Below are 16,058 nucleotides of genomic sequence, written 5' to 3' on the forward strand. Positions count from 1 at the left end.
GGTTTTCATGTGGCTGATTCTAATAATAAACAAACAAAACTCTTACAAGGAGCTGATATGAAATTTGTAGCTACAATGGTCGCAATGCTGTTTTCAATGAGTGCTTTTGCGGCAAAAACCTATCAGGTGACGGGGCCAATCGTAGAGCTTTCGGATTCCCGCATTATCGTGCAGAAGGGAAGCGACCGTTGGGAGATCGAAAGAAATCCGAATACCAAAGTGACGGGTGACCTGAAGGTCGGTCAGAAAGTGACGATTGAATACACGATGGCAGCAGACACCGTCGAGGTCAAAAGCGACAGCAAAAAGAAGTAAATTCCGAACAACCTTAAAGGGCTGAAATCTAGTTGATGAATTCTTAATTCAGATGCACTGGAATGCTGTTGTGCAGGGAGGGGCCTCTCGGATAAACCCTGATGTTGGTCAACAACAACAGGGGGTTCGCCATGGCGGTACTCAAAAAGGTTCTGATTTCAGCCTTTATTACTGGTCACATTGTGATGATGGTCACAGCGGCATTGCCGGATCGGAGCGCGGTCGGGGACCGCATTCTGCAGGCCCTGTCGCCTTATCAGGTCTTCTTCGGATTGGATCAGCCCTGGAGCATGTTTGCTCCCAATCCCGCATCCGTAAACTCCTATCTGACTGCGACAATCACATTCAAAGATGGCTCGACTGAACAGTGGACCTTCCCGAGGGCTTCGCAGCTGGACACCTGGGATCGTTTCACAGCGGGCGAACGCTATCGCAAGTATCAGCAGGATAATCTTTTACCGATGGAAAAATCAGAACTGTGGTTTGATCTGTCCCGCTATGTGGCGCGCGAAGTGGCCAAGCTGGAACAGCTCGGTCGCAAGCGTGAGTTTGAACAGCTTTATTTCTATCGTCACACCAGTGTTGTTCAGCCTCCGACTCAGGTGTTCGTGCCCCATGGCCAGATGAGCAAAGATTATAACAGCGAAAGTGTTTTCCACTTTAAGCCTACCGGAGGACTTCGTTATGAAGCTAACAACTCTCACTAGTGGTTTGAATGAGTTCTTCTTTAAACCCCAGCCCGTGCATACCGTGGCATTACTGCGAGTTCTGTTCGGTGTGGTTTTGCTGATTAATTGGTTTATGGTGTGGGCCCATCTGGACACCTTTTGGGGAGTCGAGGGGATTTTCTCTTTGGAAAGCGCTTTAAAGATGGGGAGCGCCTTCCGCTTTAGTTTGTTTGAACTGCTGCCACCGGATCCGCGGGTGCCGGCACTGCTGGCGCTGGCTCATCTGGGGGCGGTGATTGGGGTGTTGTTCGGAATTTTCACCCGTACCTCGATTGCTTTGGCATTTTTCACGCTGATCTCGTTCCATAACCGGAACGTTTTTGTTTTGAACAGTTCAGACATCGTGATTCGTAATTTTTTGTTTCTATTGTTCCTGACTCCTTGTGGGGACTGGCTGTCGCTGGATCGCTGGTGGCAGGTACGCCGGGGGCTGGCGCCGGCAGAGCCGGTGGATAAAGCTCCATGGGGGCTGCGTTTGATGCAGATTCAATTCAGCATCATTTACATTGCTACGGTGATGTTCAAAATGAAGGGCCCGTTGTGGGCTGATGGTACGGCCGTCTATATTGCCACACGCCTTGATGAGTTTGTTCGAATGCCATTGGGGCTTTTGAACAGCCTGGTGGTGATTAAGTTCCTGACCTGGTCAACGCTGCTGGTAGAGCTTGCTCTGGGTACGCTAATCTGGATTCGCGAGCTGCGGTACTGGGTGATTCTGGCTGGGATTGGCCTGCATCTGGGGATTGAGCTTTCGATGAATATCCCGATGTTTGAATGGATTATGATTATCACTATGATCTGCATGGTGGACCCAAAAGACCTGAAAGGCTGGTTGACCCTGGCGAAAGAGGGCAGACTGTTTTCAAGTGTTCTGGCCTGGAGGCCGCTGACCTTGGTTAAATCCAAATAAAGAAAAAGCCGCTGTACCCAGCGGCTTTTTTTATGTCCTGATTTTATGTGGTTTGTGGTTGGGGAGTCTGTGTCTTGCGGGCTTGCTGTCGGTACTTGCGAAGCTTTTCCATCCAGCACTCGATATCCCGTGAATCCACCATGCTGACCATCACCACAATCATCGCCCACTCAAAGACCGGGATCGACATGGTGTATTCAATTCCCAGATGCAGGCCGACTCCCGCGAGCAGAACCCAGTACCGTAGTTCTTTGATCCACACCAGTGTGCCCAGGGCAAATTCCACCAGCAGAGTGGACCAGGTCAGGTATTTGATGAAGATCATATTATTCAGCAGCGGCAGTTCGAATCGAACAAAGTCATCAAGGCGTGTGGCGATATAGACAGCCGTGCCGTCGACCCAGCGGTCTCCTTTAATTTTGAACATCACTGTGGCCAGATAGATAACACAGAACTGAATCTGGATCATGCGCAACGCCCAAGGAGCTTTTTCCGCAGGGATTTCGGGGGCCTGACCTTTCAGGCGTAAACGCCAGCGGTCGAATGAAAATGCATCTCCGCAGGGCGTGAACAGCAATAGGAACAGGAAGACTCTCAGAACTGAGTCGGCGCTATTCATAATAAACCCGTTGCGGTGATGGAACGATATCAGGGTGACAAAAGCGATAAGAATGGACTTCCTTGTCCACGCACCGAATGTCAAAGCTAAGACTGCCAACAGATGCACAAAGGCGATGGTGGTGGTGACTTTGTACGTATTCGGCATGTAGTCAAATAATGAAAAGCGTAACGGGTTTCCGTACTGCTGGGCCGTTTGCAGAGAAATGAGACCATCGGGACCAAAAAGGACCTCTAGGTCTGTGTAGATCATCAACCAGTTGAACAGCAGTAGCAAACCCAAACCGATTCGCAAAAGAGCCACGCTGTAGACCGGCTGGGGTTTGAAAAGAAACTCATCAATACTATTGCGGATGGTTCGTAGCTTCATGGCGAATCCTTTCAAACGTCGGAGTATATACGAAGATCGTTTCGATATCATATTTGCTGCTTAGAGTGCCATGCGGGACCATCGGGGCCTCGGGTGGAGGTATCACGCGGCTTTGGTATCTCTTAAATGAGATCTCTTTCAAAATGCGGTTTTTCCCCGAGCGTTCCGCATGCATCACTTCGCGGGTTACAAAGCGAGAAACATCAAACCACACCAATTCGTTTTCGTTCGGCAGCAGAGTTTCCTGTCCTAGCAGGCGGTAGCGATCTGCAGTCAAAACTTTTCGTGGTCCCGTGATAAGCAGTGGCCGTGGCATTTTCCAGACTCCAGTGGACCCATCTTCAAATTTAAGGTCCGCTTCAATGAATGCATTGGTGTTCATGGGGTTCGGGGCAAACATTGCCCAAGGCTGATACAGCATTACCAGTGCTTGATATCGCTTCACTGCAGACATGAATTTCTCGCCTAATTTGCTTTGATCCGGCAGCCCGTCCACGACCATGATGCCGACGTTCAGGGTGAAGAAAGTCATGATAATGACTTTCTTTGACTGATTGAATGCAAACATCAGTTTTTCTTTCGGTGTCATCGTTTTCTCCCCGGGATGATCTGCCGTTATCTAAAGTTGAATATGGTTCTTAACATAGAAGTTCCAGAATAGTTCTTTACGCTTTTGCAAGTTTACCAAGGGAAAGATCCAGATTCTGCCGAGTTTGCAATGTTGAATAACACATTTGAGAAGTGTCAATTAAATGGCTGAAATTATGATTTATTTAAGTGTCAAAAATATTTTCTGCGTTCTAAAAATTCTGTCAGCTCGAAAAAAAATAACCGGTCGTTGTCTGCAGCGGTGGATCTTCCATTGCCGCGGGCGAAGGCTGCAAAAAGGAGAATGCAATGGGTGGGAAGTCAGGGAAAGTGATTTTCCTGGCGGGATTGTCGATGATTGCAAACGCGGCGTTTGCGAATAATCCGGCAAATAATACCGTCAAGAAAGACACGCAAGTGATTGAAGTTGGAGGCCGCGGAGGTTTTGTAAATCTAAACTCCAAAGTTATTCAGGCTGTTGGGAACAACGGCAATAACGGCAATAATGGCAATAACGGGAATAACGGACTTTTCGGAAATAACGGGATTCTTGGCAGCAGTGGGAATAATGGTAACAACGGTAACAACGGTAACAACGGTAACAACGGCAATAACGGCAATAACGGCAATAATGGGAACAATGGGAACAATGCCGTTCTAGGGAATAACGGGGTTCTCGGAAATAACGGCAATAACGGCAATAACGGCAATAACGTTAACAACGGGAACAACGGGAACAATGTAAATAATGGTAACAACGGTAATAACGGAAGCAAAGGTTCTTCCGGGAACAACGGGAATAACGGGAATAACGGGAACAACGGGAATAACGGGAACAACGGGAACAACGGGAATAACGGGAATAACGGGAATAACGGGAACAACGGGAATAACGGGAATAACGGGAACAACGGGAATAACGGGAATAACGGGAATAACGGGAATAACGGGAACAACGGGAATAACGGCAACAACGGGAATAACGGGAATAACGGTAACAACGGGAATAACGGCCATAACGGCCACAAAGGTAACACCACCGGCTATAGCACAGGATATACTACCGGCTATACAACTGGTTACACCACGGGCTACTCGACGGGTTATACGTCAACTGGTTACACGTCCACGGGTTACTCCACTGGATACACCACCGGTCATCAGTCCACTGGTTACACGACTGCGACGACTTATGGTCCAAGCACAAGTACCTATGGACCAACTTCGACGGCGACCACTTACAATCCTGATACGGCGACCACAGTAACGACGGCAACGTCGACATCCGTGACCACATCCACGACAGGTGAAGTGACTTCCACGTCTTCGTCTTCATCTTCGTCCAGCTCAACTTCCACATCCACGACCGGAGAGTCCACAGCGACATCCTCCAGTTCCACTGGATTCAAAGAAGAAGAGAAAAACAAACTAAGAGCGAAATTGAAGCCTCTGTTCCATTTGAGCTTCGATTATGGTCAGTACATCGTGAATCTGACTCCGCACTTCAGAAATGTGCAGCCGACCTCTATCGTGAAGTATGACTACCGTCCGACTTCCGATACATTGATCTACGGCGATTACCGTGATGGTTTCCAAAAAACTGTCTATGGCGCAATCGAAGTGGGTCTGGGGGCGCAGGTGCGCTTCTGGTTCGACAACGCGACAGGCTTGCGTCAGCACTTCTGGGGCTATGTCGGTGTTCTGCCAATCATGGGTAAAGAGACAGAGTCTGTTCGCTATGTGAGCACTCTGGACAAAGCCCGTAATATGGGTGGTCGCTGGTCTGTTCCTAAGGATGCAGCAGATCTGGATACCTGGGATCCAGGTGACAGCATCACTTACATCGGTCACGGTGGAATCATCTTCTCTGCGGGCGCGGGCTTCGGTCCAATCGGTGCAGGGGTGGCGAAACTGGCGAACGGTACTTGGGAAACTTACGTGGAAAAAGTCGGCTCTGACCGTGCTTACGTAAAAATGTCCAAAGGTAAGCTGAACAGCTTCTCGATGTTCACCAACGTATCCATCCTGACTTTGAGCTTGAGTGAGTTCAGATCTTCGGATGATGGATTCTCGTTCTTGTTCGATTTGACGACCGATACTGGCCGCAAAGCTTACGAAGACGTGATCCGTGGTAACGTTTTGGCGTCAGAAACTCTGTCAGCCGACAAGCCAAGAAACTTGGTTGAGCGTGCACCGGTTGTTAAGGTTGAAACATTCAGATCTGTGGCGACGGGCCGTGTTGTTAGCAAATCTTTGGCTCTGCCAATCATTTGGGACAAAACGTACAGCAAAGGTAAGATCAATTCTTACACCACATCTGAAATGCATCTGGACCGCAACACCGCTGTTGTTAACTACGGTATCTACTCTGATTCCGAAGACAGCCGCTTCTGGTTCAAGCACAAAGAAAAAGACTTCATGTTCTACGGAGCGAAATACTCTGTTGAGAACTGGGACAGCAAAGCGCGCATGGAAAGCATGTTTGGTACTTACTCTTATGCCTTCAAGCACGAGAGCGCCAACGGCAAGCGTCTAAGATCCGGTATCTATGCCCTGGTTAAAAAGACCGGCCTGGATTCCCTGATGGTGGGCGTGCCTGATGCAGATCTGGGTTACACCGGCATTGAATTCAACGTGAACTTCAGTGACGAAAACACCATGAGACTTATGAGAGCGGCTCAGACCATGAGTCAGGACTCCTTCATCGACAAGTCCACGGATCAGATTTACTCCTATTTCAACGAGCGCAACGATCCTTACGATCTGTGCATGATGGATGGTGGATCACGTATCCCGGGTTCTTGCGTGAACGTAACGACCAAGAAAACGGCCGAGGCTGCAAGCAAAATGTACTATGCTTTGAAAACCATGTACAAGACGATGAACTCCGATCCTAAGGCGTTTGCTGCCGCATACGGCGCATTCGGTGAAGGTATGGCAGAGAATCTGTTCACATTCCGTGCGGCGATGGCCATTGCGGGTGCGGGCACCACAATCGACTACTTGGTTGAAGGTACTCACATCAACATGTACTTCCGTGAATGGATGGTGGATGGTTCCGGACGTTGGGTGCCTGCAGTTCAATCTCCGAACTACAAAGGTCTTCCGTTCCAGCCAGCAACTCGTCACTCCAAAGTGCGCGGTATGATCATCGGAAACTCCGATGCAGGAAAAATTCCGCACATGATGCCAGTCACTTTCTAACCCCCGGTTAGACAAGTGTTCTCGCAAAAGGCCGTTGGTGAACACCAGCGGCCTTTTCTTTTTTTTCGCCGAACGTTTCCGAACGATAATTACATTCTGTTTAATTGCTGATCTGTAGTTTGAGTTTGTTTTTGTCTGGTTGGTAAAAATTATTTCGCACCAAAAAATAATTCCAATCAAGGAATAGGAAAGGGAAGTTATGAAACTCAAGGCGCTTCTTGCAGGAGTTTTGCTGGCGACAACGATGCAGGCGACTGCAAACGAATTTGACGACGGAACTGGTGAATTTGATCCGCGTCCGCTTCCTCAATACTCTGAAGCAGAATTGCAGAAGAAGATTGAGAATGAAATGGCGATCGCGTGTTCGGGCAACCTATGTAAAATCGTTGGTCAGGACAGCAGCGGTTCCGGATGGACTGTTCAGTTCCAGGTGGGCTACGGTCGTGCGAACAGTGGTGATGGCGATACCATCTACATCGGTGACTATGACAACGGCAATAACAACAATAACGGTTATGCCAACATCACTGTGACCTACAAAAACTACAAATGCCGCTCCAACCTTCTTGTGACTCCGGCCGTATATCGCTTCGTGAATACATATCTGTACAACATGGTGAATTCCGACGGCTCTGTTAAGAGAAACTTCTCTCCTGCGGATCAGACGGTTGTTCTGTTTTATACAACCATGCTGAACAAAGTCAGTTCATGCAGCTCCGGTCTTAACTAGAGGTCTTAGATGAAAAATGCAGGGTCTATGAGCAAATTGGTTTTGATGGCGGCGATCTGGATGATGGCAGTGGGTGCAGATGCACAAACCACGACATCCTCCCAGGTTCAGCTGAACAAGTTGAGAATTACGAATCGAGCGCAATGCGCCGTAGACTCTGAGATTCCGACAGAGTCCGCCTTTATCGTGGTGGACGGGTATAATGCCGGAAAATTGGTTTATTCGCTTGGGAAGAATATCGGTGCGAATGCTGAGGCTATGAGCACTGAGGGCATGCAGCAGTTCCGCGTGGCGGTGACTCGCCTGACCAAGGTGATTATGAATAAATTGATGGCGGGACAGCTTCCTTTGCTTCCGACCAATCTGAAAACCTCCGGCCTGACAACGTATAATGCCATTGCTGAAAAGTGTCAGAATAAAACCTATTGCCCGGAGTTGAATGGGTACTTGTCCAAGCTTTGGGATAACTCCGAAGGCGCGGGTCTGCGCTGGGAAAGTTTGGATAAGTTCAATGGCAGCCACTTTATGTCGATGAAGAAAACGGATCGTGTGGCTTGCTTCTATGTAAAAAGATTCTCGGCTTTGCAGGAGCAGTTGAACTCTGTCGAGGTCGATAAATCTGTTCTTCTGTCTGTGGCCCAGGCGGCAATTGCCAAGGATAAATACATCACGGACTGTGAAAGTGCCGATGCGACCCTGGATTCGCGTAACTCCATTATCCAGCTCGATCTGAAAATCCCTCGTGCTGTTGAATTCGGGGCTGTGGGTTTTGATTTCTGGAACAGCGTTAAGATCTATCTGTCTTTTGCCTGGAGATATTCAAATATTCCTCTTGAGGTTGCGCCTGAGTATGGACAGATGTTCCGCTCTATCGCGCTTGAAGAATCCATCATGATGATTCCCAATGGCTGCAAAAGCATCGAAAAGCCTGAATGTGACGCAGCTACATTATCCATGAACAGCATCCGGGAGCTAGCGCGCCCGGATGGAGACAATACAGAGCATCGTAAGGAGGTGCCCCGTGGTCCTGAAGATGATGTTGTCAACCGTGGTCCGCGTGATGTGAATGATGATTTTCTTGGGACGCGCAGCTATGACGATGCGTCCGACTGGGTTGAAAACTTTCGAAAGAACTATGTTTCTGCCCGCGGTTCTATGAAGAACCGTGTTCAGAGCGCCATTCAGTTCCTGAATATCATCGGCGGGGCGATGACCCCGATGGAACTGACTGACTTTGTAAAACCCCTGGCATTTGCCAAAACGTACTCCAACCAGCATCGAGATGAGCTTTATTATCTTTGTACTGAAGCCCGTCTGGCCGGGGACCAGCGTCTGGACTTTATGAAAACGGGGATAGACAAGGTTCAGCAGCTGGAAGTCATGCAGCGCTCTTTCCAGGGCTCACAGGTGCAGCTGGCAGATGCGACTCGCTATTTCGATAAAGTTGCAGAAAACATCGTGTCCTTCTGTGACAGCCTGGAACGCGAGAAGATCTGGAATGTGGCTGGCTACACTGTGAACAGAAACGGTTTCAACGCCTGGGCACGCGAACTGCTGCAAATTGCTCCACCGGCGACAATCGCTCCCGCTGATATTCAGCCGCTGAAGTTTGGAGCACCACTTTTGGTATGGGATGCGACCCGTGTGACAGATCCCGGCAATTCCATCTGTGTTTCGGCGATTGATTGTTCCCGCAAGCTGATCAAATCCATGGTCGATCTATACGCGGTGGCGAAGTATGCAGATGCATTTTTGCCCGTGAACTCTACCGTGTCGACTCCGGATGTATTCAATCCATATGCGGATCTGAAGGCTTGCAAGGTCTATGACCCTTGGTTCCAGACCCGTCGTGCGAACAAGCGACTGATGGCTGATCTGGCTAGCACGGCTTTGTTTGGCTGGAATGCTTTGCCTCTTTATATCGACGTGGACTTCAAACCACCTAAGGTGACCAGCTTGAATGCCATGATCAAAAACGGAAATGTGAAGTTTGATCCGAAGATTCAGAAAGAAAAGATGGAAGTGGCCCTGCTGGCAGACTTCGGTCCATTGCTAGGGGCTCCGTGTGCGGTGTCAATCGCACCCAATAGCGCCAAGAATTTCAGCTTCTATGCCTTTAACGGCATTTCTGTGAACTATTGCAAAATTCGTGATGGTGGCGATGTGATTGGTCGCTCCCCTGGGGACATGGTCAGCACGCCTCCTAACAGCAAATCCTATTGTGGAGGATGTTCCATCAACTTTGTCGGAGTGGCGGGCGGTGCTGCAGTTTCCAGCGGTGGGATGCCTTTGAATCCGATCAAATTGGGTGTGTATCTGTTCCGCAGTATTCACCGCTATATCACGGCTAAAAAAGACAAGGTCAACGTTCCTCGCTTGCAGGAAGTGGATGTGAACCGCGTGGTGGAGGTCTATAAACGCTATGGTGGCATTCCGGACCACTGTGTGGATCAGCTCGCAGCAGGTGTGGGTTGCTATCAGAATGTCTGTGCCGCGAAAGCTGCCGATTATTTTGAGCGCTATACAGGACACAAGGTTAAGAACCTTGAGATGGAAGAGCTGACAGATGCCAACGGCAACACGACGCCTTCTTCCGCCGTCATCATCCAGTCTGACTATTGCAATGGCAAGGTGCGTGTGAAGTACAGCTGTTCCGAGGACGGCAAGAAATTCAAAACTTATGAAAAGTTCGGTGGCATGTACGGCATGAGCAAAGACTGCCGTCAGACCATCGGCCATAACTTCTGGGGCTTCTAGTGAAAAAGTGGATCGGTGTTTTATTGACCTCAGTTTTGATGGTTTCGGTGCAAGCTTCAGCTTTTCTGGTGGAAAGTGGCTATTTGAAGCAGCCGGGCGGGCAGTATGCAAAGGTGACCAAGGTCACTTGCGACACTGCGTCTTCCATGCATTGTCAAAGCCTTTGCCAGAATCCGACAGCCTGCCAGCGTCCAGAGCCTTATTGCCGTAACTGTGCGGGTACAACATCGCCACTGTTGCGTCAGTTGTTCACAGAGATATCTAAAACCTATGCGATCAAGCAGGAACAGAATGATCGTCAGGTTTTGGTGAAGTATCTGGGAACTGAAAAGTACGTCCTTTTGGATATCAAGAGTGTTTTTAACTATTACACACCTGTGGGAGGTGAAGTCTTCGGAAACGAGCTTCGTGCCTTCTGCGGGGATGCTGCCGAGACTGCTTTGTTAGCCGTGAAGCTGGATGAAGTTCATCAGCCCATGGCACTGAGCTACGTTCTTTGCCGTAATAATATCGGACAAACCTCTGCCTTCGAGGTTCAGCCTCGACAACCGGGCATGGGGAATCGTCCTTTGACTGCGCCTTTAATTTTTAAACTGAACTGATTTTTCAGTTTATTACAACAACACCCTTAATTGGGAAGGAGACAACATGAAACGTTTGTTAACAGCGATGGCAACGACAGCCGTCACCCTGATGGCAATGCAGGCAAACGCCATCCAGGTTACATATAGTTTCCGAGTCAACAGCTCGGGTCCTAGTATCTATCCGTGTAATGCCGGTTTGACCACTTATGATGCTCACGAAGGTGACAAAGTAGCGTGTTACACTGCAATCACTCACGAGAAGTGCTCTGGTGACTGCGTTGGTTTGGACTGTAAAGGTGAAGAAGAAGATGATCACCACCAGGGTCCTAAGCCAAAAAATGTACTTCCTGAATTCATGACTTGGTCCGGTGGCGGTCCCGGTCACGGCGGTCCCGGCCATGGTGGCCCTCAGAAGGAAGACGACAAAAACAACTGTGTGTGCACGACTTCCAAAGGTCGCAAAAATGGAAACTACTTCCATGCGAACTGGAGACCATGGGGCGACACAGTTGATCCACATGTTGACGTAGTTTCTGGCTCTGGCACGAACTTCGCCAAATTGTTTGACGAAAAAACAGCTTACCACAAGGTTTTGGAATCTCTTTCCTTCAACCTGGGTTCCGAGCTGTACAACGCCAAATACTTTGTTGATATCTGCTATCGCGGATCTCAGATTGACTACAGCCACTTTGAAACTAAATGGAACCTTCTTGCTGAAGCTTCTGTGACAGACTACGGTCTGAAAGTTCAAGGCGATGGTTACAGCGATCTTGCGGATCTGAAAATGAAAGCTTACATCATCTGTAATACACAAGACAGATCTTGCGAAGAAGGCTACTGTAAAGATGAAGACGATAAACTGCACTATGTGCCTCAGTTTAACGACTACTTCCTGACGAACTTCAATCCAACAAATTCAGACTATGAGTATGCGTCTGACTGGTGGACTGCGAATTCCTCCACATTCAAAAAGATCATCGACAAGCAATACAAAGAGCTGGACTACAAAGGTGGCGCGGCTAAGTACTGCAAAATTCGTTACGTGTTTGAAGAAAAAGACGGTTTGTCCAAGTATGGCAAACACAGAAAATGGCAAAAACACGGAGCTGACATCTGCACGCACACCAAAGTTGAGATGGCTCACATGGAAAACGGTTGCAAAGACTGTCACTAAGTCGTCATAGGATTTGAATAAAAAGGAAGATAGATATGTTGAATGTGGAAGTAAACGCGCGAAAACGCCATGGAAGCAGGGGACATCTGTCTCTCCTTTTCGGTCTGACTTTGATGCTGGCAGGGCCATTGGCTCATGCCGCCTGCATCGTGGAAAACGAAGAAAAAGTTCAAATCAATATTTCCCCCGAGACCAAGTCTTGGGGGGATTATCGCGGGCAGGAAACCATCGATGGTTCCCGTATCGTAAAATGCCAGGAGGAAGCAGGTCGCTTCCTGATGCTGTCCTTGGGGGCTGTCCAGTGGGGTTCATCTTCTGAAGTCAAAGACAGCTATATTTTCAATTCCTTTGATCCGGGCACCTGCAGTCTGGAAAATTCCAGATCCATTTCCTCTTATTTACCGCAGGTGACCAAAGCAAACTTCGAGCGCCAATATAAATTTCTTCGCAGTTGCATCGATCTGCGTGTGGCTGATACACGGGGCGGCGCTTTGGTTGTGAATGAAAAGCAGCCTTTCTGTGATGTGACTCGAATTGACAACAGTGCCGTCCTGATGCGTGGAAGCATGTGTTTTATCAAAATTCGCGCGCAGAATGATTATGCAGTTCAACCTATTCTTAAAAAGGAATGTCTGGATCCATCCTATCTTGATGCCATGGGCATCGAGGCTCAGGATATCTATGCCAACCTCGACACTTTGGTGACCGGTGATGAATCCGGAAGCTCCACAGATGTTCGACACGTCGGTAGCAGACCGTTCCATATCAATATCACTCCAAAATCCGGTTTATTGCCTTTGTCCGAGGACTTTGGCGCGGGTATACCTCGTTTCACCACAACCTATACGGTGGACGGTGACTGGGGGCCGGTTTCTATTCGTTCCCGCCAGGACCGTACACAGATTGACCTTTCGTTCTTGGTGTCCAATATCGCTGACCGCTCTTGTGAGGGCAGCAGCTGTTCCAGCTCATCAAATTTCATGCAGCCCTTTGTCGGTCAGGTAGAACTGTTCCGTCTGCGCGATGCCGCTCGCCCAGAGCTGATCGAAGAATGGTGGGACGGGGGCCTGGTTCCACCAAACTGGCAGGGTGTCATGAACGGTATCAGTTATAGAGTGCCGGATCGCTTGTTCACTCCAGGTGGCAAGTACCGTCTTGTGGCGACGTTTCAGGACCCAACAGATGACTACGCTATTTATTTAAATGGCCTGAAGCAGATGTTGGTGCGCCTTTTCGACACGGAAGGGGCGACAGTAGGCGTGGATACTCTTCCTGCTATCTCCACTTTGGGAGACCTGGGAATTATTCCTGGCATTAATGGCATGGGCGGGTTGCACAGTAACAACCAGACCGTCAGTCTGGCTCAGACAATGGAAGGCTTGGAAGGCATCATCGCTTCCACAGTGTGGCCGCCATACTATGACCGTGCCTGTGCGGGTTCTGAAAGTTGCATGCGCATGGGAAAACGTAAATTCCACCAGCGTCTGATTTTGGAATTCACAGCGGACATGGATCCATCCGGTGGCGATGTCGAACTGGCAAATGTTCGCATGCAAAAGAATTCCCCGGTTTTTAAAAGCTATCCGATGCAGTCCGGGGACTTTCCCATCCTGCGCTGTGAAAGGTAAGAAATGAAACTGCTGGTGTTTTTATTCAGTATACTGGTCAGTGCGACGGTCGCGGCGACAACCACCGATATACAGACAGTGGTGGATATGACGACGGGTGAGCAGCTGTATGCCTGCAACGCCCGCATCCGTCATGCTTCCACTGGCAATGACCAGGAATGCTTCAGTCTTTCAACTGGGGAAGTGTGCAATCCGGAAAATGTAAAGCCTGGCGATGCTGCCTGCGTTTGTCGCAGTAAAAACAATTATGGCGATGTGCTTTCGGCCGAAACTAAGAATGGAAAATATCAAACTGTGGCAGCGGGGCCTGAATGGGACAGTCTGGTGCCCAGCACTGAATCTTTCGGCAATCAGCTTCGCAGTATCGATGTGTCATTGGGAAGCGAGTCGCTGGGCGCAGAGTATGCAGTGACCTTTTGCTATGCCGGCCCGGAAGAGCTGCTTAAAAAGAAAACCAGCAAAGACGAACAGGATCAGGATCTGTCCGAAGGAAAATACCGCCTGGATGTTTCTCTGGCTGGGATGAATTATGGCAGGGCTCTGGATGAAGTCGGTTTTCGTTATGTCTGCGATCACCGAGATCGTGGAAATCATGTCCAACCCCGAAAAAAGAACGATGTCGCCCCTCCCTCTGGACGTGTTGAAGAAGACAGCGGCTATGAAACCACTTTCTATGGGACTGGCAACAGCGCGGACTCAGTGCGATTTGTGAAGGACGAACTGATTCTGAATCAGTTCACTTCTCAGGTGCCGAGATTCTGTGTCTTTGAATTTAAGTTCCGCGAAAAAAACGGGGCGAATCTGAAGCGCGATCCAAGGCATTCCTTTGGCAACTTTACTGGCAAGATCCGCGTGTGTAAACTTGGCAGTTGTCCTTAACAATCATAGGCTAAGGACAGCTGGTATTTAGATTGAATATTTTTTCATAGCGATGCCGGTCACGGCATTGCCGATCAGGAACGCGATTTCACGCGCGTGGATTTCTTTCTCCTCCAAACTCAAGGTCTGAAGCTTTTGCAAGCGGGCAAGCTCATCAGAACCGGCGGCGTTCTGAACCAGGAACTGCTCCAGAATCTGTCCGGCCTGATCTCTTTCGAATGCCCGCAACATATCCAGCGACAGCACGTTCGTGGTGCCTTCCCAGATCGAGAACACCTGCGCATCACGCAGCAGGCGAGGTATCCCGGTGTCTTCCACGTATCCTGCACCTCCGAACATCTCGACGACCTCGCTGGAAATATGGATGGATTTTTTCGCTGTATAAAGCTTCAGAATCGGCGTCAGAACCCGCAGCAGGATTTTTTCGGAAGCGGAAGCTTCTCCGACTTCTTCTTTCCCTAAAAGATTCGCGACAAAGAAGCTAAAGGCGATGCATTTGCGGAAGTCCGTTTCTAAAGAATCCAAAGTGGACTTGTGCAAAGGATGATCTTTCAGCAGTTTGCCAAAAGCCTGACGTTTGCCGGAATAGTCCTGAGCCAGATCCAGGGCTCGTCGCATGTGGCCGACAGCGCAAATGGAATTGTAAATACGGGTGATATTCAAGACGCTGGCGATGCGTTTCACGCCTTCGCCCACTCCGCCAATCATGCGGGCCGGAGTTCCTTGCAGGCTCAGCTCGGCCGTCGGCAGGGCCTTGGTGCCCAGCTTGTCTTTCAGGCGGTGAATCTGAATGTGATTCAGCTCACCCTTGTCGTTACGAAGCTCCAGGAAAAACAAACTTAAACCGCGGGAACCCGCGGCCGCTCCATCGGGGCGGGCCAGGGTCAGCGCCATTTGTGAGGTCGTTGCGGAAGTAAACCATTTGGTTCCATGCAGGGAATGGGTCGCGCCAAACTGGCTGGTGCCAGTGAACGGGTGAGCGTCAGTGGAAGTCCCGCTGACGTCAGATCCGCCGGTTCTTTCCGTCATCCATTGCCCGGCCGTCCAGAATGTCTTGGGATCACGGGACAGCAGGTGAGGCAGCACTCTGGCTTTCAGGTCATCATCGGCGTAAAGCTCCAGTGCCCGTGCCGCCCCATCGGTCATCGCCAGTGGGCAGGAAAAGATCGCAGAGCTTGGGGAATACAGATACAGCAGCGCCATCTGGTAAACGCGAGAAGCCGCGCCAAAGCGACGGTCATAGGCGGTGGCGACGATGCCTTCTTCGGCGGCGACTTTTTCAAGGGCTTTCCAGCCCTGGGAGGTTTGAATGTCATCAATTCTTCGACCCCATGGGTCAAAAGGCACGTGAACTGGCGGCAGAGATTCTGCTTCCTTTGCCCATACCAGCATGTCGGTGACCGCGCGTTCGCCAAGATGTTCAAGGTGAGGCAACGCTGTTTTCTGAGCGTCAGCTGGCAGCAGGTGCTTCAGAATCTTCTGAAGAGTTTCATCGGAGCGGAACGTGTTCGAAAGCTGTGGACCGTCTTGATAAAAGTTTTTCATACCCTGAATTTTATTCTTTCATAGGGAG

13 protein-coding genes are annotated in these 16,058 nt (G+C 49.6%); 10 read left to right on the forward strand and 3 right to left on the reverse strand.

Features of this window, described 5'->3' with window-relative positions; genetic code table 11:
* Positions 1 to 57: 57 nt before the first annotated feature.
* From ACNQKP_RS13120 to ACNQKP_RS13130, 3 genes are all read left to right on the forward strand, one after another.
* Entirely contained in the window at positions 58 to 315 is a 258-nt protein-coding gene (locus ACNQKP_RS13120) for a hypothetical protein (protein ID WP_417865094.1), read from the forward strand.
* 131 nt (positions 316 to 446) lie between these two features.
* The gene (locus ACNQKP_RS13125; protein ID WP_417865095.1) at positions 447 to 1,022 is read left to right on the forward strand and encodes a hypothetical protein; all 576 of its coding nucleotides are present in this window, start codon (positions 447 to 449) and stop codon (positions 1,020 to 1,022) included.
* The gene (locus ACNQKP_RS13130; RefSeq protein WP_417865096.1) at positions 1,000 to 1,953 is read left to right on the forward strand and encodes an HTTM domain-containing protein; all 954 of its coding nucleotides are present in this window, start codon (positions 1,000 to 1,002) and stop codon (positions 1,951 to 1,953) included. The genes ACNQKP_RS13125 and ACNQKP_RS13130 overlap by 23 nt, the downstream gene beginning before the upstream one ends.
* Before the next feature lie 43 nt (positions 1,954 to 1,996).
* Here the strand turns inward: ACNQKP_RS13130 and ACNQKP_RS13135 are convergent, their stop codons facing one another.
* Positions 1,997 to 2,941, reverse strand: coding sequence for an HTTM domain-containing protein (locus tag ACNQKP_RS13135; RefSeq protein WP_417865097.1), 945 nt, complete (start codon positions 2,939 to 2,941; stop codon positions 1,997 to 1,999).
* Positions 2,916 to 3,530, reverse strand: a complete 615-nt coding sequence (locus ACNQKP_RS13140; RefSeq protein WP_417865098.1) for a hypothetical protein — start codon at positions 3,528 to 3,530, stop codon at positions 2,916 to 2,918. Before ACNQKP_RS13140 ends, ACNQKP_RS13135 begins: the two co-directional genes overlap by 26 nt.
* A gap of 308 nt (positions 3,531 to 3,838) precedes the next feature.
* On the opposite strand from ACNQKP_RS13140, the gene ACNQKP_RS13145 reads away from it, so the two are divergent.
* The 7 genes from ACNQKP_RS13145 (at position 3,839) to ACNQKP_RS13175 (ending at position 14,485) form a co-directional block, all read left to right on the forward strand.
* The gene (locus tag ACNQKP_RS13145) at positions 3,839 to 6,733 is read left to right on the forward strand and encodes a hypothetical protein (RefSeq protein ID WP_417865099.1); all 2,895 of its coding nucleotides are present in this window, start codon (positions 3,839 to 3,841) and stop codon (positions 6,731 to 6,733) included.
* 199 nt (positions 6,734 to 6,932) lie between these two features.
* Positions 6,933 to 7,463 (forward strand): protease, encoded by a 531-nt coding sequence (locus ACNQKP_RS13150; protein ID WP_417865100.1) that lies wholly within the window; start codon positions 6,933 to 6,935, stop codon positions 7,461 to 7,463.
* A 27-nt stretch (positions 7,464 to 7,490) separates the two neighbouring features.
* Positions 7,491 to 10,220, forward strand: coding sequence for a hypothetical protein (locus tag ACNQKP_RS13155; protein ID WP_417865101.1), 2,730 nt, complete (start codon positions 7,491 to 7,493; stop codon positions 10,218 to 10,220).
* Complete coding sequence (locus ACNQKP_RS13160; RefSeq protein WP_417865102.1) at positions 10,220 to 10,822, forward strand: hypothetical protein; 603 nt, start codon at positions 10,220 to 10,222, stop codon at positions 10,820 to 10,822. The genes ACNQKP_RS13155 and ACNQKP_RS13160 overlap by 1 nt, the downstream gene beginning before the upstream one ends.
* 46 nt (positions 10,823 to 10,868) lie before the next feature.
* Positions 10,869 to 11,978: a hypothetical protein gene (locus ACNQKP_RS13165; RefSeq protein WP_417865103.1), complete on the forward strand. Its 1,110-nt coding sequence runs from the start codon at positions 10,869 to 10,871 to the stop codon at positions 11,976 to 11,978.
* Between the two features lie 35 nt (positions 11,979 to 12,013).
* Positions 12,014 to 13,606 carry a hypothetical protein gene (locus ACNQKP_RS13170; protein ID WP_417865104.1) on the forward strand — a complete coding sequence of 531 codons (1,593 nt, stop codon included), beginning with the start codon at positions 12,014 to 12,016 and terminating at the stop codon, positions 13,604 to 13,606.
* Positions 13,607 to 13,609: 3 nt separating this feature from the next.
* Positions 13,610 to 14,485 carry a hypothetical protein gene (locus ACNQKP_RS13175; protein ID WP_417865105.1) on the forward strand — a complete coding sequence of 292 codons (876 nt, stop codon included), beginning with the start codon at positions 13,610 to 13,612 and terminating at the stop codon, positions 14,483 to 14,485.
* A gap of 27 nt (positions 14,486 to 14,512) precedes the next feature.
* Here the strand turns inward: ACNQKP_RS13175 and ACNQKP_RS13180 are convergent, their stop codons facing one another.
* Positions 14,513 to 16,030 (reverse strand): acyl-CoA dehydrogenase family protein, encoded by a 1,518-nt coding sequence (locus ACNQKP_RS13180; protein ID WP_417865106.1) that lies wholly within the window; start codon positions 16,028 to 16,030, stop codon positions 14,513 to 14,515.
* Positions 16,031 to 16,058 lie beyond the last annotated feature (28 nt).

The organism is Bdellovibrio bacteriovorus (assembly GCF_048286975.1).
Classification (GTDB): Bacteria; Bdellovibrionota; Bdellovibrionia; order Bdellovibrionales; family Bdellovibrionaceae; genus Bdellovibrio; species Bdellovibrio bacteriovorus_H.

What these genes read in the sequence shown, in the direction of transcription:
- ACNQKP_RS13120 (WP_417865094.1), top strand. Translation starts at nt 58, where the DNA reads ATGAAATTTGTAGCTACAATGGTCGCAATGCTGTTTTCAATGAGTGCT.
- ACNQKP_RS13125 (WP_417865095.1), top strand. Translation starts at nt 447, where the DNA reads ATGGCGGTACTCAAAAAGGTTCTGATTTCAGCCTTTATTACTGGTCAC.
- ACNQKP_RS13130 (WP_417865096.1), top strand. Translation starts at nt 1,000, where the DNA reads ATGAAGCTAACAACTCTCACTAGTGGTTTGAATGAGTTCTTCTTTAAA.
- ACNQKP_RS13135 (WP_417865097.1), bottom strand. Translation starts at nt 2,941, where the DNA reads ATGAAGCTACGAACCATCCGCAATAGTATTGATGAGTTTCTTTTCAAA.
- ACNQKP_RS13140 (WP_417865098.1), bottom strand. Translation starts at nt 3,530, where the DNA reads ATGACACCGAAAGAAAAACTGATGTTTGCATTCAATCAGTCAAAGAAA.
- ACNQKP_RS13145 (WP_417865099.1), top strand. Translation starts at nt 3,839, where the DNA reads ATGGGTGGGAAGTCAGGGAAAGTGATTTTCCTGGCGGGATTGTCGATG.
- ACNQKP_RS13150 (WP_417865100.1), top strand. Translation starts at nt 6,933, where the DNA reads ATGAAACTCAAGGCGCTTCTTGCAGGAGTTTTGCTGGCGACAACGATG.
- ACNQKP_RS13155 (WP_417865101.1), top strand. Translation starts at nt 7,491, where the DNA reads ATGAGCAAATTGGTTTTGATGGCGGCGATCTGGATGATGGCAGTGGGT.
- ACNQKP_RS13165 (WP_417865103.1), top strand. Translation starts at nt 10,869, where the DNA reads ATGAAACGTTTGTTAACAGCGATGGCAACGACAGCCGTCACCCTGATG.
- ACNQKP_RS13170 (WP_417865104.1), top strand. Translation starts at nt 12,014, where the DNA reads ATGTTGAATGTGGAAGTAAACGCGCGAAAACGCCATGGAAGCAGGGGA.
- ACNQKP_RS13175 (WP_417865105.1), top strand. Translation starts at nt 13,610, where the DNA reads ATGAAACTGCTGGTGTTTTTATTCAGTATACTGGTCAGTGCGACGGTC.
- ACNQKP_RS13180 (WP_417865106.1), bottom strand. Translation starts at nt 16,030, where the DNA reads ATGAAAAACTTTTATCAAGACGGTCCACAGCTTTCGAACACGTTCCGC.